Source organism: Pelagicoccus mobilis (genome assembly GCF_016595505.1).
Classification (GTDB): Bacteria; Verrucomicrobiota; Verrucomicrobiia; order Opitutales; family Opitutaceae; genus Pelagicoccus; species Pelagicoccus mobilis.
This window is the reverse complement of sequence record NZ_JAENIL010000062.1, coordinates 13,238-33,608: the sequence shown is the minus strand read 5'-3', so window position 1 is coordinate 33,608 and position 20,371 is coordinate 13,238. Positions and strand designations below refer to the sequence as shown.

Here is a 20,371-nt window from a genome sequence, read left to right as displayed (position 1 = left end):
CAACGCTTCCCCTGCCGAATCGCGTGACAAGCACGCTCCCACATTTCAATTCAGGAACTCTCACGTTATCGGACCGTCTCTAAAACAAAATTCTAGCAACAACTTCTTTCCGTAGAGAGGCCCGTAGTTTTCGCAGGCACGGAAGTCCGCGCCTTCGAGACCAGCGGTACCCAAGGCACTACAGCTCTATCAATTGAAGAGCCTCCCCCCTCACATGCCTGACCTTAAAGACGATTCACCACTGCGTAGTAAGCCCCAATTACATCTTCCCCATCAGGCCCCGTTTTGAAAACCGCATGAAGATCGGCTGGACCTTCCTGTAGCTCTACCGTAAAGAGGATACCTTCGTCGGCGTCGCTGACCGGTTTTTCTTCATTAAAGTCACCCACTGACAACACAGCGCTCTTCGCGCCTATGCCTCTTCCCGCTGGACCGCGATACGCTTCCAAGCCGATAACCGGGGCTCCAGGATCCAATTCCGCATTGATCGCAGCCGAGAGCTCAGGCGGATAGCGACGAAGCTCCACACTATAAGTTCCCGCCATCTCCACATCGATCGCCCAATATCCGTTGATCTTTGCCCCTCGGCGGATATGCCCCTGGTTCCAAGGAGAAACGGGAGCCTCCGTAATCCAGTCATGCGCGTTGAGTACAACAGGATTCTCCACGTCCGTACCGATTCGCAATCGCTCCTCCTTCGCAAAAGTAGGCGAAATGCTATCCCACCACTTTTCGTATTCAGCCCTCAACGACGAAACTACATCGGGATGCATACTAGCAACATCCTTACTCTGCGAAGGGTCAGCCACGATATCGTAAAGCTCTTTTCCGTTAATCAAACGCCAACGCTGCGTCATTGTCGAAGAATCCTTCCACTTGATCGGATCAACAACCCGCTGCGAGTCCGTAACAATCGTACGCTCCACCCAAGGTGTCGGATTATTGTAAAGCAGCGGAGAAAGGCTACGTCCATCGAAACTGTAATCCATTGGGATCTCCAACCCACAAAGGTCCATCATTGTCGGCAATACGTCGATGTGGGAAGTCAAGGTATCGATGTCTCGAGCAACATCGAGTTTGCCATCTGGCCAGTGAATGAAAAACGGAACCCGGTGACCGCCCTCGTAAGCGCTCCCCTTCTTGCCGCGCATCCCGTCATTGAATACATCGTGACCGGTGGCCGTCCCGTTATCGGTCATGAAGATGAATATCGTATTATCGGATACACCCTTCTTTTCCAAATGAGTCCGGAGAGCTCCCACATTATCGTCGATATTGTGGATCATGCCAAAGAAGATCTCCTCTTCCGGCTTCAAGCCCTTGCCCTTGTACATCTCCCAATACTCCTCTGGACAGTGATACGGCAAATGCGGGGCGTTCGGTGTCACATAAGCGAAAAACGGTTTTCCAGCTTCAATGCTCTCGTCAATAAAGCGTGTAGCCTCACGGAAAAAAACGTCCGTGCAGAAACCCTCGAACTTTTCCGGTACACCGTTGCGAAAATAAGTATCGTCAAAGTAGGAATTGTCCCAGAAATCCGGAGTCTGCCCGACCCCGCCAGCAGCGTGGCGAACCACATCCTGAAAGCCTCGATCCTCAGGACGATACGGATAGGAATCGCCAAGATGCCATTTTCCAAACAAGCCAGTAGCGTATCCACCATCCTCGAACACCTCACCCATGGTTATCGCGCTCAATCGCAACATCGAACGCCCCTTAATCGTATGCCATGGGCCCGCCCGATTCGTATAGTGTCCACTCAAGAGAGCCCCGCGCGTCGGCGAGCAAGTCGGACTAACATGAAAGTCGGTAAAACGAGTGCTCTGCTCGTAAAGAGCGTCAAGCGCTGGAGTCTTTAGGATCGGATTTCCAGTACACGACAGGTCACCATAGCCCTGGTCATCCGTCATTACCAAGACCACATTTGGTCGATCGGCAAACAACGTGGCTGCAAAGGAAAACAAGATAACGAGAATAAAGGTCTTCATCATAAATGGGTGGGAGGGTCGGAAGCTCCGCGACACATAGGAGACAGATCGACTGCTGTCAAATCGGACCCAAGCCACAGGTAAGCCTCACTTCTTACATAAACTACACTCCTAAGTACGCCCAAGGAGTATCACTATTTCAGATTGTCCAACAAAACAGAAGCAACACGATCCCCCTGAGCTGTCTTTCCGGTCACATTGTAGTGAACGTCACCTGCCCTAATCCACCACTTTGGCTGGTTCGGTAGCGTGAATGAATATAGGTCGTTGATCACGATATCCTCATGATTGCCTAACACTTCTAGAGCAGCCGCATTATAACGTTTGGCATCTCCAGCGAACCGTCCGGGCTCTCCTTCAGGCACCGGGGTCGTGGTCGCGAATACGAGTTTCGCCCGCGGAAAGCTCTTTTTTAGATACGAAACGATGTCCGATAGATTCCGTTTGTATTCACCAATCGTCGACACCTGGGTTCCCTCCTCCTTGTTGAGTTTCTTGTCAGCTAGGTACTTCAAATCATGCAACCCGACATTAAAGTGGATCACATCCCACTCAAACGACCAAGGAGCATCCAGCGTTTCGTCCCTCATCGTATCATGCATCTTTTCCATCTTGCCGACAAAGGAGCTTGAGTCCCCACCGTTACAGTAAAGGCGATAGACATTCGCCTTCCCGTCCAAGTTTTGGCGAACCCTTGGGGTATACGCGATAGATATGGAATCGCCATAGATCAGTACGTTGGGTAGATCCGGGTCGTTCTCGACATAAGCGAACTCAATCCGCTTAGCAAATCTCTCGCCAATCAGCTCCTGCCATGCCTCTTCCGAAGATCCGGCAAAAGCCAATCCTGATAACAAAAGGGAACCAACCCCCCAAAAAACACGTTTTTTCATAATGATCATTTGTTTGTAAGCATTCACTTTCATCGCCCTACGACATAAGTATCCAGCGGTTCAGTACCACGATACTCTCTCACAAGCTTTGCGTTTCGCTGCCGTAAGGCATCGGCGGTCGCAGCATGAGCGGCGACGTCGATCAGATTGTGGATTTCTTGCGGATCGTTTTCCAAATCGAATAGCTCCTCATAGATGGGCTGCTCGCCATTGATGGAAGCGTCGATCATCTCGCTATAGTGCTGATCCTTCTCCCGATCAAAATAACGCACGTACTTCCACCTGTGAGTACGCACCCCTTCCATACGTGGGTAATTCTGGATGGTCATCATATTCTCAAGAAAAATCTCATTCCGCCATTCAACAGGCTCGCCTTCCAGCAGAGGTACGAGGCTCTTGCCCTGCATTTCCGCCGATCCCGACGTACCCGTCAGCTCTAACAAAGTAGGAGCAATATCCACCAATGCGACCAGCTCGTCGCTTTGATCGACCTTATCCCTCTTCTTCGCACGCGGGTCGTATACGATCATAGGAACCCGAACCGATGGGTCGTAAAGAAACACCTTTCCACCTAAGCCAAACTCGCCGTGCATCAAACCGTGATCAGAAGTAAAAACTATGACCGTATTTTCCGCGACACCCTGAGCTTCAAGCTGCGCTTGCAATTTCCCCAGCAGTTTATCAATGCCAGAGATCGTCTGCATTTCTCGGATACAACGCTCTCTCAATCCATCAGGCGTCTTCACGTAATCATAGGAGCTGATATACTCCCCATTATAGACGGAATGAGGAACCTTCGGTCCGGTGATGTCCTTCTCGGCAACATAGGTCGAAGGTAGCTCGATCTCGTGCAATTGCTCTCGGTAAGCAGACTTATACAAGTCCAAATCACTCTCCCTCAATTCCATCGAACCCGTGCCCACAGAATGGGGAACGTTGAAGTTGATCAACAGGGCAAAGGGCTGACCCTGCGGGCGACTTTCCAGAAAGCTGCTTCCCGCCTGAAAGGCTTCGTTGGGCTCCATGAAGTTCTCCACGCCCTCTTCCAGAATCTCCACCTGCGTATCGGCCTGGGCATTCTTGAAAATGGCATGCCGCTTCTTGTCCTTCGGATAGAAGGTCAAATGATGATGGCCCGCATACCAATAGTCGAAGCTCCGATCCATGACGCCACTATTGTATCCGGTTTTTCCTGCTTCGTTTTTGCCGATAGGCGTGTGGTTCTTTCCGACGTAGCCGACGAAATAGCCGGCGGCCTTGAGAAGCATCGGGTAGGTTTTCGCATAAGCAGCTTCGGTCATGCTGCTCTTTGAGTTGAAGTTGATCCCGTGTCGACGTTCGTACAGTCCGGTCAAGAGCGTAGTCCGGCTCGGCGTACAAGCCGCGCTGGTAGCGAAGGCCTTGCTAAAAACCGTACCATCCGCCGCCAATTGATCAAGGTTAGGGGTCTTGATGAGTGGATCTCCGTCAAATCCCATCGCTCCGGTCCTCATGTCATCCGCCAGAATGACGATCACGTTCGGGCGGCTCTCCGTTTCAGCCGGAGTTTGCGTACAAGCGGCTATAACGAACATCAGACTGACCGCCACAAGGTAAAGCAAAGCCTTGGGGTTTGAAATGACTCGAAACATTGTTCGTGCTATTATCGGTCTTCGCGCTTGTTCGCCTTATCGCCTTTGTCTTTCGGAGCGACGGCGTTCGTCTTTCGAGCTTCCGCAGTCGCTTTTCTGGCTGCTTCGATTCCCTTCGCATCAAACAGTCCTTCTTTTTCGGACCAGTCCGTCTCTCGATCAAAGATGGTTCCGTAGGGTTGGTAATTGTTGTAGGCGACCGCTTCTTTCTTCCAGTCTGACAGATGCCGATCGTAAGCCTTGCGCATCGCCTGCATCGCCGGACTGTATTCGGGATTCCCAGACAATTCCGTCAATTCCAATGGGTCTTTTCCCAAGTGATAGAGCTCTTCCGTGACTTCGAATCCTTCAGCAGCGTATCCCCAATGCAGATACTTCATGTCTTTCGTTACAACGCCAAGCGCATGAGTTGCCGCCTCGCCCCAGACATTGACCAACGCGAGCGACTCGTGCAACTCCGCATTGGGATTCTCATAAAGTGCCATCAAATTGCTACCATCCATGTTTTCCGGAACAGGTAAGCCTGCAAGACTCAGGATCGTGGGGGCGAAATCGATATTGCCGGTCAGGGCATCGGAACGCAGGCCCTTCCCCGAGTTCGCATGCCGCGGATCGTAGATGATCAGAGGAACCCGCGTCGACTCCTCGTACGGCAAGACCTTCGAACCATAACCATGCGAACCACAGAAGAACCCGTTGTCAGAAGTATAGATGATGACGGTGTTATCCGCGACCCCGGCTTCCTCCAGCGCCTCGCGTACCATACCAACCGCCACGTCGATCGCATAGATCTGCTGATGATAGGTCGCCATCACCTCGTCGTACTTATCGGAATAGTTCCAGGAGTGGAAGCGTTCGTACTGCCGGTCCTGCTTGCTTTGCTTAGAAAAATGCTCGCCGTGCTCACGACCGTAGTTGGCCGGCTTCTTGAAAGTCATTCCGGCATAGACATCATCGAACCGAGGATCTGGCGTCGCCGGCTTGTGCGGAGCTTTGAAGCTGATCGATAGACAAAAGGGCTGATCTGACTTAGCTGACGCGTGAATGAAGTCACGGCTGAAAGCTCCGTATGAGAGCGTCGCATGCGGGTACTCCTTGGCGTAGGCGACCATCGACTTGTTCTTTTTCGTATCGTAAGAAGTCTGGCCAGGGCCACCTCCCCAGCGGTCGAAGTCCTCGGCTGGCAACTCCAGTTTCGGTCCATTTGGCGTCTCGCGAAGCTCGAAGCCGAACTTGCCCGCAAATGCGGTCAAATAGCCCGCCTCTCGTAACAATATCGGATAGGAATTGGCCCAGATGCTGGTCATCATCTCGCCATGGCTGAAATTGCAGCCATGCTTGTACTCGTACATGCCCGTCATCGCCGTAGCCCGGGACGCCATGCAAATCGCGGTGGTAACGTAGTGGTTGTCGAAGGTCACGCCCTGGGAAGAAAGCCGATCCAGGTTCGGCGTCTTCACGTCAGAATTGCCGTAGCACCCCATCGAATAGGAGCTCTGATCGTCCGACATCAGATAGATGATATTCGGCCGAGAATCGGCAAAAAGAACTTGAAGGCCTGTTCCGAGAAACAGAAGTCCGATTAGGGTAATTGCTTTAAAATTCATATCGTGGGGTACCGAGGGTGCAAAAACACCAGTCAATTATCATTGAACTGGTAACTGTTGCAAAAAGTATGAGGCCTATAATAGCAAACGAACCCCTTCCGTGTACCCTCTATTTGTGTAGGTCGACGAAGTCATTCCCACCTCGAAGACCGTCAATATACCACTCGCAAAATGATTTGAACAAGTAGTGCAGGCTCAATCGAGAGCAGAGCAAGGCGGCACCAGCCAGCCGGAGCTTCATGCGGACGCAGCTCGGCGTCGCCAACGAAACCGGTGATTAAGAGGCTGAGTCGTAAGCAGCCGCCTACACCTTTTTCGGCACGACAAAAGGAGCTCGATAGCGCGGTTCGACCAGTGCATTGGCGACCGAATCGCCATAGTCACCGCCACCCGAAAACGTCATCTTTTTCTCATCGTAATGAATCCACTGACTGCAACTTAAAGGGGCCGCAGCCAGATCAGCTTCATTTCTGCCTAGATGAGCAGTGATCGATTCGATCGCTTCCGTCGCATGACCGTAGCTTCCCACGCGTGCCGTAATATCGTCAATCGAGGTAGGAAGCCCGCTTCGGTACGCGAGGTTCGCCATATGACAGAGATTCGCCGAACGCACACTCACTGCAATTTCTGCCCTCATGATGGAGCGCTTACGGGTACGAATAGCCTCAAACCAGTTTTCGAAATGAGTCATCCCACCGTCCCCAGGAAACTTCTCGATCTTCTTTCCATCATTATCGTAGACAATGCCTCCGCCGCGGCCGCCCGCGAAATATCCTCCTTCGCACTGAACGATGTTACCGGAACGTTTGCCCCGATAGTTGTCCATGTACGCGGCACCCTTCTTATGAGGCAAACCACGCAACTCCACGATTATCGGCGGAGCGTCTTCGTACTCGACGAACGCCGCCTGTATATTCGGAGTTTCCCCGTAATCATCTCTTGAATACATTCCACCCAAGCACAAGAATCGCTTCGGCATTCCGTGAGTACCGGTGATGTTCGAGGCATCATCCATAATATGCCCACCCAGGTTGCCCATATCCCCATTTCCGGTATTCCAATTCCAGTGCCAGTCGTAATGCAGTTGCTTCCGCATCAGAGGCTCTAAAGGAGCCGGTCCAGTCCAAAGGTCGTAGTCGACCCCGCCAGGTATCAATTGAGGCCCTGCAACCCGACCCAGCGATTCGCGCTTCTTGTACCACAAGCTGTGAATCCACTGGATCTTTCCAAGCTGCCCCTCTCGAATATACTCCAATGCTTGGCGAAACCCATTATCGGATCGGTTTTGCGTACCAGCCTGTACCATCCGCTTATACTTGCGAGCAGCTTCGACCATTTTCTTTCCTTCCCACAAATTATGGGAAACCGGTTTTTCGACATAGACGTCCTTTCCCGCCTGACAGGCCCAGATCGTTGCCAGAGCATGCCAATGATTCGGCGTAACGATCAAGACTGCGTCCACCTCGGAATCATCCAAAAGGTCCCGCATGTCTCGATACTCTTTAGCCTTCAGCCCCTTCTTATCCAACTCACTCTGTCCGCGATCTAAGTGCGCCTGATCCACATCACATAGCGCCACGATCCGTACATCGCTCATCTCGAGCAACTGCTGGATATGCCCCCTCGCTTTGCTGCCCACTCCAATGATGCCCAACTGAATAGCATTATTCGCGCTGCCCTTCCTCGCAGCATTGACCCGCGGCAAAGCCGACGCCACCGAGACCGCCGCTCCAGCGGTCACCGTTTTGGATATAAATTTTCTTCGAGTAAAAGGATTCATTTTATATATGATATAAACTAGTGCCTCGTGTCCAGCGCTCCGGAATCAATTTCATCCTCTTGGGATTTACTATACTGGTTCTCCACTTTACCCTTCACGGTCACCGCAATCACGCTAGCAATGTCATTGGGGGCTTCGGCGGGCAGCTCAATCACTAGACTACCGTCATTCTTATGCGCTCTCAGTTCCGTGTGATCAGCCAGAAGGGTTACGTTCATCACATCGTTGGCCACTCCGGGAACCTTCAACTCTCCCACCGCGGGCCAGTCAAAAACGTAGAAATACAGAGTGGTCTCTTCTTCATTCTCTTTTTTGGAACAACGCCCCCAAGAGAAGGGTTTATAAGGTCCGGCCTTTGTACCGTGAATAGCCTCGTTATAAACGGTCATCCATTCGCTGATTTCCTTTAAGCGAACGATGCTTTCTTCGGGAAAGGATCCGTCCGGCTTGGGACCGACATTCAGCAGGTAGTTTCCACCTTTTGAAACAATGTCCACCAGGTTCCGAATTAAGGTCTCGGAAGACTTCCACTCAGCGTCCACTTTTCGCAACCCATATCCCCAGGTTGTATTCATGGTCATGCAGACTTCCCAGTTCACCCCTTCCAAACCGTGGGCATCAGGGATGTGCTGCTCCGGAGTCTTTGTGTCTCCGGGAAACTTCGGGCGATGCAACCTGTCGTTTGTGATAATATGAGGCTGCAGTTTAAGTTGCTCCTGTAATTTCAGTGCAGCGTCATCGGTCATGCCGCGTGGAGTATCCCACCACAGAACGGATATTTCACCATAATTGCTTAATATTTCCCGCACCTGAGGGACTGCGACCCCGTCTATATAGTCCTCAAAGGTCGCGGTTTCCTGAACCGGATCCCAGTGGCCCTTATGCACTTTGGTGTAGGCATCAACTTTTGCGGCATCAGGATTGGGCCAGCCTTCCTTCGATAATCTACGTGCGGCCGTTCCTCCAGGATGGCACCAGTCCTGGTTTTGGGAATAATAGAATCCCAATTTGATCCCCTGTTTTTCGCAAGCCTCAGCCAAAGGCTTCAAGAGATCCTTACCATAGGGTGTGGCATCGACCACGTCCCAGTCACTGGCCGCACTGTCGAAAAGAGCGAACCCGTCATGGTGCTTCGCGGTAATGATCAAGTATTTCATCCCCGCATCCTTGGCCATTTTAACCCAGGACTCCGGATCATAGTTATCCGGATTAAAGTGCTTCGCGTTTTCCTTGTATTCGGCCACGGGAATTTTACATCGGTTCATAACCCATTCTGCACCCCCTTTGGCCTGATCATGTCCGTTGTAAATTCCGGCATACTGCGAATATACCCCCCAATGCACAAACATGCCAAAACGGGCTTCGTGCCACCAGGCAAGCCGCTCATCATCGCTCAGCGGATTTATATTCGGGGTTTCCGAAGCCAACGCACCTCCTGCCAACAGGGTCAATAATAAGCACAATGTATTCTGTTTTCTCATACTACTAAAAAAAACGTTCAAATCTATATCTATACTTTCACAAAAATCATTCCTATTTCATTCCGTGGATCCCGGTCGCTCAAACCCAAGCAACCAATCCACCATCTCCACCGAACTAAAAAATACATCGCCCGCCTCTCCATGATCCGCCCCTTCGATGACCGTATGCTCTACACTCTCATTCCCAGCAGCCCTCAACTGGTTCACCCTATTCTCCATCCCTGGGGCAGGAGTATCATCGCCACCCACCATCAGCCAAAGCGGCAAATTCGCAAGCGTCGCCATATCGTCTATAGCGCCAGCGCCATTGTTCCCTCCAATCGCCGCTGCCGCAAATCGATCCGCGGACTCATTGAGCCAAGTCCAAGTACCGCCGCCCCCCTTACTGTAGCCCATCACATACACATGATCCGTATCCACGTCAGGAAAATTCTCCAACACGTAATCAAGCATCGCATCGAGCTCATCCGCCTCCCAATCTGCCGTCGTGTTTGGCTCAAGCATAATCAGCTCCTTCCCCGCAAGTTCCGCCAAATCATAGCCCCGCACCTTATCTATCTGAGCCGAAATCTCTATCTGCTCTTCCAAACTCATGACCCACCAATTCGGTCCTCCACCATGCAAGGAAATGATCAAGGGCAGCTTCCCTGAAGTACTCTCCACAGGTCGCGTAACATAAGCGAATTCATGCATTGCTCCAAGGTTACCATTCAACTCGCTAGGCCACTTAATAACCTCCACCTCAACATTTTCAAACCCCGCGTTAATACCCGCCACCGCCTCAGCAAGTTCAGGATCCACAGTCGGCTGCGGTGGTTGTTCAGCTGCGTTCTCTACTTTCAAGCGTAGAAACAAAGCACTGCTGCCAATTTGGCTGTCTGGAAGCAATACGGTCGCCGGGGTTCCCACTAATCCATGCGAATCATCCACTGTAGCGAACAGCTCCCAGTGATCGAGGTCCAAACTTGACTCAAGGGTGTAATCCAAACTCGCCACACCTCGATGGAAAACGTATTCAAAAACGCTGCCATTTTTGCTGAGCATCGGTCTACGACCTTCAGCATCCGAACTCTTCGGATTACCACCCAAGGCAAATTCGAGCCGATTCACGATCCCATCATTGTCGTCATCCGCGAGATCGTCGGTGATGCCGTAGTTGGTTTTCCATACTTCGTAGTCTGAATTAGCCGGTGGATCGTTTCCGATTATTTCGTAGATCCATTCTGCCAAGTTTGGGATTCGTTCGCCTGTATCAGTGCCATCTCTTGAATCTTTGATCCATTGACCATCTTTCCATATCTGCTCGATATTCACATAAGGATCTTCGTAACCAATTGCAGATGGATGCTCTCTTAGCGCTTTAAAAAACGTCCCCGATTGGCCTGCGTTATAATTAGCTTGGGAATAATTGAAAGCATCCAAGGCGCTATGGGAATTATCGCTTGGATAGGGATCGGGATGCGCATTAACAACAGGGATGGAAACGTCAGCAAGAAGTTGCGGATCTTCGAAGTCCACGGAATGCCCTTCTTTCCGGAACAAATTCCAATGCCATACGCCTTTGATACCAGATACTGATTTCTTGTAAACAATATCATTGAACAGAACGCCGCCCGCAGAACCGCCACCTACAAATATCTGATCAGGGTTTAATTTATATTTTTCGGCATTGTCTTTAAGGTAGTTTATAAGGGCAATCCCATCATTTATCGCATCAGTTACCCCTTCAGGCGTTCCACCGTGTATGCGGTAGTGCATATTCACATAAACCACGCCATCATTCGCAAGCAGCGGTCCAGAAAGCACCATTCTCTTTTTACTCCCGCCGGTGAAACCGCCCCCATGAGCATAAATATAAACGGGAAAGGGACCAGCGCCATCGGGAACCCAAACATCAAACAACTGGTTGTCGCCTTCGTTTGATTTACCCCAAGGATTTGTGCCGATATCTACCAAATTCTCAGGTCCATAGGCCTCGTTGGGGAATGTAGGTTCTCCACCTACCTCCCACCTCCAGTCATATTCATCAGGTGAAACAAATGGCTCTGCAACCCCATGCTGATTAGCCCCCCAAGCTAGCACCCCTACTAAAGGCGCTAGCTTCTTTATCGTCTTACAAATACTACCCATCCTTTTACTATACCCACAGCGATCGAACGCCCGTTTAAGTACTCCCTATTTGGATACATTCCGTTCAAACCCGAGCATCCAATCCACCAGCTCCACCGTATTGAAGACTGCTTTGCCGCCCTCTCTATGATCCGCTCCTGCAAACTCGGTGTGCTTTACGTTCGCATTGCCCGCCGCCTTCAAGCGCTCCACCATTTTTCTGACTCCAGCTGGATTCTTTCCATCTTCGCTGCCCGCCATTCCCCAAATCGGCAAGTTCGCGAGTCCTTTCCAATTGTCCTCAGCATTGCCGCCCGTAAAGCCGCAAGGGGCCGCCGCGGCAAATCGATCCGCCGATTGATTGATCCATCTCCAAGTCGCTCCGCCCCCCGCGCTGTAGCCCATCACATACACGCGATCGGCATCCACCTCAGGAAAGTTTTCCAAGACGTAATCCAGCATCGTATCGAGCGAATTCGGAACCCAACGTTCCCCCGTGTTAGGATCGAGAGTGATCAAGCTCTTACCCGCTAGCTCCGCGATATCAAAGCCCCGCTTCATCCCCAACCTCGCCGCAGTTTCAAGCTGCTGTTCAAAACTCATGTCCCACCAACGCTGACCTCCCCCATGCAAATTAATAAGCAAGGGCAGCTTCCCTTCCGTCTTCTCCACTGGGCGCGTCATCAACGCAATTTTCGTCATTTTTCCGAGCTTCTCATGCAAGGAGCTCGGCCACTCGATAAGCTCCATCTCAACATTCTTAAACCGCGCATTCATCTCCGCCAGCGCCTCAGCCAGTTTTGCATCCCCCGCCGGCGTCGGTGGCGGCGCTGCCGCTGCCGCCGGGCGCCCTCTCCTCTGCCTGGATTGGACAAACGCTTGGACTTCCTCCGTGGAGAGCTTGCCGTCCTTATCTGTATCCGCTTGGGGAAAACGTTTGAGGATTTGCGCCCGCTGCCTTTCGGAGGGCTGTGGCGATTGCGTATTCGTACCGGACGCCGTCGGTTGCGCCGCTACGGGCGCCGCCGTTTGGGCCTCGTTCAGTCGAGCTCGTCTCTCTTCTCTGGTAACGATGCCATCCTGGTTGGCATCCATCTGCTGGAAGCGTGCTTCGATGGATTTTCGATCGAGCTGCTGACCACTCTTCTTTGTGTTCCTCTCCACACGCTTAATAAATTGCTCCTTCGTTTCCTGGTCAGGTCCGCCTCCTTTCTCAGCGACTTTCCCACCCCCAGCCTGCGTGCGTTGCACGGCCGCGGGCGCCGTCGACGACGTCATCCGAATCTTCGAATCAGCCTCTTCAGAAAGCTTCACCCGCGTGTAGGGACTGGACAAATACTGCTGATAGCCGTTGGCCCTGTGCCCGTGATTACTGAAGAAATCGATGCGGGAAGCCCCGTCCTTTAGCGGTATGGTGACGCTCCATGAACCGTTCTTGGGATCCCTCTCCATGTCCGCCCATTGGTCTTCAGGGATGGGCGTGAGCATGAACGGCGCGGACCCTTCGGGCGCTCGATCATACATCCACCAGATGCGCCCGTCTGTCGGCTGAGGCCCTTCCTCAAAGCTCACGCGAACCGTAAGTTTATCCTTTTCGACTTTATGACTCGACGCCGGAGGGCTCAGCAAGGAATCACCGCCGAAGAAGTGATGCCAAAGAAAAGCGTCTCTATTCTGTTCGTCCTTTGCCGTCGCGACATGCGGCGTTTGATGGTGCCCGCCGTTGGGCTGGTAATAGACAGGCACCTGAGGATGGTTTTGCGCTCCCCAGACAATATCATAGGCGACGTAGTCATGCGTTCCCGGCTCGAAAAGAATATCGACGCCACGCTCCATCAAGCGATCCCAATTCTCCGCAACGCTGGCGCTAGACCATAAACGATCCAGAAAATTTTGCATCTCGTCCATGGATTTCCCCGCTTTCATCGCCATCTGACCCGCGCCGCCGGCGGATCCCACCATGACGCGCCGAAAAACCCTCTCGCGGTCTTGATCCAGATCGACAGCACCCGCCTTGACAGCTTCAAAGAATACCTTGTTTGCCCTTTCAGCTTTGGCGATTTCTTCCTCTTCGGCTCTTCGAGTGGGCGAAAAGTAAGGAGACGCATGATTGGAGCAGGTCGCAGTAAAGCGCTCGTCATTGATCAAAGCGACCGCAGGCGACATGCCATTCTTGGAACTGCCCGAACCGGCCACTTTGCCTGGCTCGAAGTATTCGGTTTCCGCATACGCCGCCGTAGTGGCCCGCATCAAGGTCATCGACCACATCCAGAGAACCGTATAACGCGGGTTCAGGTCTTTCATAAACTCGCGCTGCATTTTTTGCTCCAAGCTCTTCTTACCCGGAATCTGCCTAAAGGCCTTCACATGCGTTTTAACGATGCCCACGCCCCCTGCCAACAGCTTCGCCTCAAACTCGCTTGGCTCCGTGTCTTTCATCAACCCTTCATAGGCATTGGATCCCGTAATGCTAAAGCCCTTCGCCTTGCCTTCGAGGGGCACAATCATACGCACCGGAATCCGATAATCCTGCCCCGGCCACCAATCGGCAACATTGATTTCGATGGCCTTCTGTCGCGTGTTCCCCACGGGATGCCAGTCCTGGATTATCTTTGTATCCAAAGTGCTTACATCGAGAATCTCTTCGGTGTTGAAAAGGGCTTGCTCGGTGGCACTACTCCGCGGCTGCGCCTCAACAGGTTTCGCATCCTCACTGTGCTTCGGTTGCGCCGCTGCGGCCCTACGGCTATTCCTCTGGCTGGATTGACGGAACTGTCGGATCTCCTCGACGGTCAGCTTGCCATCCTCATTGATGTCCGCTTCGGGAAAACGCTTGAGAGCTTGCTCCAGTTGCTCTTCGGAGGGCTGCTGCCTTTGCGCATCCGTGAGGGGCGCCATCGCCAACAGAGCGAGGATCACGAAGAGCAGGGTGAAGTGTTGCTTGTTCATGGTACATTTCATATTTAGTTCGCTTGTAAGCTTGTAGGGGCGTTCGGTTTACCAAATCGTTCGCAAGTATATTCAATTTGGAAATGCCTGAATATCCTCAATTTTAAGGATAGGCGAAATGGACAATATCTACGATGATTCAATTCGCGAAGGCTGCGTTTTCTAGAAGGTCCCTATAATCGGAAAAATCCCACATGCTAAAAGGTTTGAACAAGTGGCGTTGAGCTAAAGCCCCTTCCACAGCCCCCCCCACTTCGTCGGCTCGTAATCCCTATGTCAGGCATCTCAAAAAAGATCACCCTTCCGCTTATCGTTGTTCTGGTTCTCACCGCAATCTTCGGCGGGACGCTCTTTTTCAGATCCGCTTCGTCCTCCCAACCCATAGCTGAACTACAACAGCAATTAGCCGATATTGACGCCGAACTGGAGACACTCGCGGATTTCAGCCTACGAAGCTCCGCCGGAACCACAGGATACCGTTCCAATCCTCGACTAAACAACCACTCCAGGTGGGTACAAATCGATTTGGACGAACCCGCTAGGATTGACGAAATCGTTCTCGTTCCCGTCATCCGTCGTACCGAGCAAAACGGATTGCAGGCGGACGGATTCCCGAAAGCCTTCCGCGTGATCCTCGGAACAGCAGACAAATCCGAAGGAATCGTGGTGGCCGAGTACGACGAAACGCAAACCCTCCTTCCCCGAATTGCCCCACTTTCGGTTCCCTGCCAGGAAACCGAAGCTTCCTGGATACGCATCGAAGTCGACCAACTTTCGCTCAGCGAACTGAATCAAAGGTATGTCTTTCAGCTCGCGGAAATCATGGCGTTCAGCGGACACGAAAACGTGGCATTACATCAACGCGTGCGCGCCCAGAATAACCGAAAAGACGGCCTTGTCTGGGATAAGGACTTCCTTGTCGACGGATTCGTCCCCTACCTCATGGACGCGGCTAGCGGCGAAAAGAGCCGAGCCTTTGTCTGCATAAGCAACAAGGACGTGCATCCCGTGCTGACGATCGACCTAGGATCCTCCGTCCCTCTATCCCGCCTGCACCTACACGCCATCGAGAAAGAGGATTTCATTCCCCAATCCTTCGCCAGCGATTTTGGAATGCCTCGGCAAATCAGCATCGAAGGCGCGACTCAGCCCGACTTTCAAGATGCGAAAACGCTACTCGAGCTCGATCTGGACAAGCTCCACGACCTATCCCCGATCATGATGTGGCGTTTTCCCAAAACCATCTGTCGCTATGTAAGATTTGATATCACCGATCTTCGAGCGGACCCCTTCGATGAAGAAAACAGCCTGCGTTTGGGATTCTCGGAAATAGAGCTGTTTGCCGACGGGAAAAACGTGTCGACCGACAGGCTCATGACGGCGAACGGTACGATCTCGCCGAAGGATTTTCGGCGCCCGCTATCCCATCTCACCGACGGTCGCAATATGTACGGCAGCATCCTCCCCATTCGAGACTGGATGGGGCAACTCGCCCGGCGCCACGAACTCGAAGTCGAACGACCGCTTCTTGAAACGGAACTGAACCGGATTTTCGCGAAACAGAAAATCACGCTTGGCAGATTGGCTTGGCTCTCCGCGCTGCTCGCAGCTGGCATCGCCCTCACCATCCTCGTCAACCGTTTGCTGCGTATGCGAGAGGTGCAGGCCATCAAAGAACGCCTCGCCGCCGATCTCCATGACGAGCTCGGCGCCAACCTACACACCATCGGCCTGTTGAGCGATCTCGCCGAAAACGCCAAGGACGAGCCGGAGGAACTCAGCCAGCTCCACCAGCGCATACGCGCCGTAACAGAACGCTCGGGAATCGCCGTTCGCAACTGCACCAGCATGTTCAGCTCAGACGGCCTCTACAAGGGGCTCGTAATCGACATGCAACGCAGCGCCCAGCGTATCATGGCCAAACTGGAGCATGATTTCTCCATCGAAGGAGAAGAATACGTCGATCAGCTCGAACGCCATACCTGCTTCGACCTTTCCCTCTTTTACAAGGAATGCCTCGTAAACATCAGCCGCCACTCCGGAGCGACACAACTCCGCACGAGGCTAAAGATAAGTCCGCAGGAAATAGATCTGACCATCAGCGACAACGGCCGCGGACTCCCCGAACCGGAGAGAAACGAAATCCCTGCTTCGCTCAAACGTAGAGCCAAGCTGCTCGGTGCTAAGATCACCGTCAGCACACCGTCCATTGGCGGGTCCCAAATTAGCTTGAAACTCAGATCCAATCCACGCTCCCGCATCTTTAGCTGAATCTTGTCATGAAAAAACGCATACGTATCATGTTGGTGGAAGACCACCCAGAATATCGCGACGTGATCGAGATCGCCCTCAGCAAGGAAACCGACCTCGAGCTCGTCGGCGAATTCGGGACCGCAGAAGCCGCCCTGCGCAGTCTGGAGGACCCTGCTCGTCACCCAAAGCCAGACGTCATTCTGCTCGACCTGAATCTGCCAGGCATTTCCGGCATCGAAGCGATCCCCTTCTTCACCTCCACGACTCCGAATGCCAAAATCATCGTCCTTACCCAATCCGACAGGGAGGCCGATGTGCTCGAAGCCATTCACCGCGGCGCCGGCGGCTACCTTTTGAAGTCCTCCACCGTAGCCCGCATAACGGAAGGAATTCGAAGCATGATGGACGGTGGAGCGCCGATCGACTCCGACATAGCAAACTACATTCTGAAGACCCTGAAAACCGCGTCACGCCAACCGCACCCCGCGGTCCAGCTCTCCAAACGGGAATTGGAAATCCTAAGCTTGCTGGCAACCGGCCAACAAAAAAAGGAAATCGCCAGTCAGCTCGACATCAGCGTCAGCACGGTCGTCACCCACGTCAACCACATCTACGAAAAGCTCAACGTCGCCAACGCCCCCGCCGCCGTCGGCAAAGCCTACCGCAAAGGAATTCTGCCAACGGAAGACTAAGCGAAAGAGAACTGGGCGATACGCAGCTCCATGGTTTACGCTCGTCGAATAGGACTTCTTTCGACATATACCTTCATGACATCCCTCCCTTGAAGTTAAGGCGGCCCCTCCCCAACATCTAAACCCCAATTTCATGATACGACTCCTCTCCAGCGTTACGATTTCAATCTTCATAGGCCAACTGAGCTTCGGGCACGGCTCCGCCTCCAAGCATGCTCCAGATGAAGCCCGTAAAATCGACTTTCCCGATACAGCTCATCACAAGACGCTCGTTCTCGATCCGCACACCCACTCCGTTTTTTCCGACGGACATGTCTGGCCACGAATCCGAATCAGCGAAGCCATACGCGACGGACTGGATGCTATCGCGATAACCGAACACCTCGAGTATCAGCCACACATTAATGACATCCCGCATCCAGATCGGAACAAGTCCTACGAAGAAGCGGCAAGCTCCGCAAAATACTCAAACCTATTGGTCATCCCAGGGGCTGAAATAACGCGAAGTCTACCCGCAAGCCACATGAACGCTCTTTTCATACAGGATGCGAACAAGTTGCTTTCGGTACCTGAAACTGAAGCCTCCTACACACCAAACGAGTTTAGCTCGCAAGCCAAAGCTTGGCCCCCGCAAAACGCGGTGGACGCGGCCAACGAACAAGGAGCGTTTCTGTTCTGGAACCACGCATGGTGGAGGACGGATTATCCAAACGGGATTCCAGAAGTATCGGACTTTCACAAACGCAATATCGAAGCGGGGCTGTTACACGGGATTGAAATTGCCAACGGTAAACACTATTCCGAAGACGCCTTTCAAATCGCGCTCGACAACAACCTCACGCTCATAGGAGCTTCGGACGTACACGATCTAATCGATTGGGATTACGAACCGCACAAGGGAGGTCACCGCCCTGTAACACTCGTCTTCGCAAACGAAAAATCCACCGACTCTCTCAAGGAAGCTCTCTTCGATCGACGAACGGTAGTTTGGTTCAAGAACTCTCTAATTGGGCGCGACGCTCACCTGTATCCACTTCTTGAAGCATCGCTTTCTATAAAAGGAGCCACATACCGTTATAGCGAAATTCTGGCTGTGACGATTGTGAATACCTCCGATTGCGATTTTCAGCTACGCAATCTCAGCCCCTATGGACTTCACGAGCGAACCGCTGTATTCACCGTGCCGCAGCATAGCTCACAAACACTGCAAGTGCGCACAGGCACCAAAGTCGAATCTATCTCTCTCGAATTCGAAGTCCTTAACGCCTACACAGCGCCTAACCAAACCGCGACTCTAACGCTAGAGAGCACAGTAACAAGCCTCCCCAGCAAACCGAATCCCTAGTTTTCCTGCTTCCGGTTCGGGAGATGGCTCCGAGCCCAAGCACTCAACTTACGAAAGGTTCCCAGCGAACATTATCTGCCATGATGAGCACCGCGTTCGGGGTACGCGAGTGTTCCACTAAAGCCACTTCCGAAGGTGCCGAAAAAACAAGCTTAGCCCCAACAACTGCGAATACGAAAGAAACAGAAAGGACCTTCTCTATTTCTTCTTTTCCTTCTTAACGCTTACCAGCGACTTTTCTGTCTCGATCGGATCCGCATCGCCCAATTCTGCGAGTTTGGAACGTAGTTGTTTCTTCATGACTCTAGCTACTTCCCGATACTCCGGATTATTGATCTCGTTTTTCAATTCATATGGATCTTTCTCCAGATGATAGAGTTCATACTCCGGGCGATGGTGTAGCTTGCGCACCAGGGTTTCAGCAAACGCATCTTCCTTCGCTACATCCACCCAAGAGGACGCCACCCCCGGCTTCTTGATCGGTTCGCCCGAGACCATCGCCAACGCATCGTCAAGCGTCGTATTTGACGTCTGCTTACGATAGTTAGGATTGTAGATCAACGAGAAGGACTTGCTGCGAATCACCCGAATCGGAAAGATCCGCTCTCGACTTCCGATGATATTGCAGTTGGAGAACGCCCCATAAACGTACGAGTGCAGGGTTTGCTCCTTGCCCTTCAGCATCCCCAGAAAACTCTTCCCGTCGCAATCGCCGGGCTTCAGCCTACCGCCAGCAGCTTCCACCAAGGTAGGCGTAACATCAGCAGTGGATACCAATTCCTCTGCCACGGATCCCGCTTGAGTCATGCCTGCCCAATGAGCAACCAAGCCGCTATGCAAGCCATTGTCGTAGCAGGTCCACTTGGCAAACGGCAGCTGCGTCCCCTGCTCGCTGCACACCATGAAGATCGTATTCTCCCAAAGCCCACGATCCTCCAGTTCCTTACGCATCTGCCCAACTAGCTTATCGAAGTTCGAGACTTCCGCGTAGTACTTCACAAGCTCCGCCCGCAACTCAGGCGTATCCACCCAATAAGGAGGAATCGTCAAAGCATCCGCGTCATAGACAGAACGATCACCTGTAGTAAATGGTGCGTGCGAATCGTTGGATGCGATAAAGAGGCAAAACGGCTTTTCCTCTTGGAGGCAAGAATCCACAAACTCCATTGAACGTTGAATACACGCAGGGTTCGGATCGACTGCCTTGCTCTTATCCCCCGGGAAATACTCGAAAGGATAAGCATCCTTAGGCCCTACATGGCTCTTGCCGACCAGAGCGACCCGATAACCCAAAGGCTTCAAATAGTGAGGAATACTCTTCGTACCCGCTTTGGACTTTGAATGATTCGGAAGCGTACCGGTTCGCCACGGCGACCGCCCACTGTATAATTCCTGCCGATACGGAGCGCACATTGCTACCGAAGAATAGGCCCGCTCAAAACGGACACCCTCGCTAGCGATTCGGTCGATATTTGGCGTCTTACAGTCAACGCTTCCGTACGCGCCCCACGAATCGCGGTTCATGTCGTCCGCCAAGATAAATACGATGTTTGGCTTCTGAGATGCCGCATGTATTCCGCAAACGCTCAACACAGCTACAACGAAGGCGATCAAAAACATTCTCATGATTTCACTTACATTCA

12 protein-coding genes are annotated in these 20,371 nt (G+C 52.4%); 3 read left to right on the top strand and 9 right to left on the bottom strand.

Going from position 1 to position 20,371, the window contains the following annotated elements; all coding sequences use genetic code 11:
- Positions 1-224: 224 nt before the first annotated feature.
- The 8 genes from JIN87_RS23720 to JIN87_RS23685 form a co-directional block, all read right to left on the bottom strand.
- Complete coding sequence (locus tag JIN87_RS23720) at positions 225-1,991, bottom strand: arylsulfatase (RefSeq protein WP_200358271.1); 1,767 nt, start codon at positions 1,989-1,991, stop codon at positions 225-227.
- Positions 1,992-2,122: 131 nt separating this feature from the next.
- Positions 2,123-2,881 (bottom strand): SGNH/GDSL hydrolase family protein, encoded by a 759-nt coding sequence (locus JIN87_RS23715; RefSeq protein ID WP_200358269.1) that lies wholly within the window; start codon positions 2,879-2,881, stop codon positions 2,123-2,125.
- 29 nt (positions 2,882-2,910) lie between these two features.
- On the bottom strand, positions 2,911-4,512 hold the full coding sequence (locus tag JIN87_RS23710; protein WP_200358267.1) for a sulfatase-like hydrolase/transferase: 1,602 nt from the start codon (positions 4,510-4,512) through the stop codon (positions 2,911-2,913).
- Between the two features lie 11 nt (positions 4,513-4,523).
- Complete coding sequence (locus tag JIN87_RS23705) at positions 4,524-6,119, bottom strand: sulfatase family protein (protein ID WP_200358266.1); 1,596 nt, start codon at positions 6,117-6,119, stop codon at positions 4,524-4,526.
- A 304-nt stretch (positions 6,120-6,423) separates the two neighbouring features.
- Positions 6,424-7,899, bottom strand: coding sequence for a Gfo/Idh/MocA family protein (locus JIN87_RS23700; RefSeq protein ID WP_200358264.1), 1,476 nt, complete (start codon positions 7,897-7,899; stop codon positions 6,424-6,426).
- Positions 7,900-7,916: 17 nt separating this feature from the next.
- The gene (locus JIN87_RS23695; protein ID WP_200358262.1) at positions 7,917-9,380 is read right to left on the bottom strand and encodes an alpha-L-fucosidase; all 1,464 of its coding nucleotides are present in this window, start codon (positions 9,378-9,380) and stop codon (positions 7,917-7,919) included.
- 57 nt (positions 9,381-9,437) lie between these two features.
- A complete protein-coding gene (locus JIN87_RS23690) occupies positions 9,438-11,282 on the bottom strand; it encodes an alpha/beta hydrolase fold domain-containing protein (RefSeq protein WP_200358260.1) in 1,845 nt (614 codons plus the stop codon).
- 273 nt (positions 11,283-11,555) lie between these two features.
- The gene (locus tag JIN87_RS23685; protein ID WP_200358258.1) at positions 11,556-14,438 is read right to left on the bottom strand and encodes a dienelactone hydrolase family protein; all 2,883 of its coding nucleotides are present in this window, start codon (positions 14,436-14,438) and stop codon (positions 11,556-11,558) included.
- 273 nt (positions 14,439-14,711) lie between these two features.
- Between JIN87_RS23685 and JIN87_RS23680 the strand changes: the two genes are divergently transcribed.
- From JIN87_RS23680 to JIN87_RS23670, 3 genes are all read left to right on the top strand, one after another.
- Positions 14,712-16,709: a histidine kinase gene (locus JIN87_RS23680; protein WP_200358256.1), complete on the top strand. Its 1,998-nt coding sequence runs from the start codon at positions 14,712-14,714 to the stop codon at positions 16,707-16,709.
- 8 nt (positions 16,710-16,717) lie between these two features.
- The gene (locus JIN87_RS23675) at positions 16,718-17,383 is read left to right on the top strand and encodes a response regulator (RefSeq protein ID WP_200358254.1); all 666 of its coding nucleotides are present in this window, start codon (positions 16,718-16,720) and stop codon (positions 17,381-17,383) included.
- A gap of 133 nt (positions 17,384-17,516) precedes the next feature.
- Positions 17,517-18,728 carry an Sb-PDE family phosphodiesterase gene (locus JIN87_RS23670; protein ID WP_200358252.1) on the top strand — a complete coding sequence of 404 codons (1,212 nt, stop codon included), beginning with the start codon at positions 17,517-17,519 and terminating at the stop codon, positions 18,726-18,728.
- Between the two features lie 198 nt (positions 18,729-18,926).
- Here the strand turns inward: JIN87_RS23670 and JIN87_RS23665 are convergent, their stop codons facing one another.
- On the bottom strand, positions 18,927-20,354 hold the full coding sequence (locus tag JIN87_RS23665; protein WP_200358250.1) for a sulfatase family protein: 1,428 nt from the start codon (positions 20,352-20,354) through the stop codon (positions 18,927-18,929).
- Positions 20,355-20,371 lie beyond the last annotated feature (17 nt).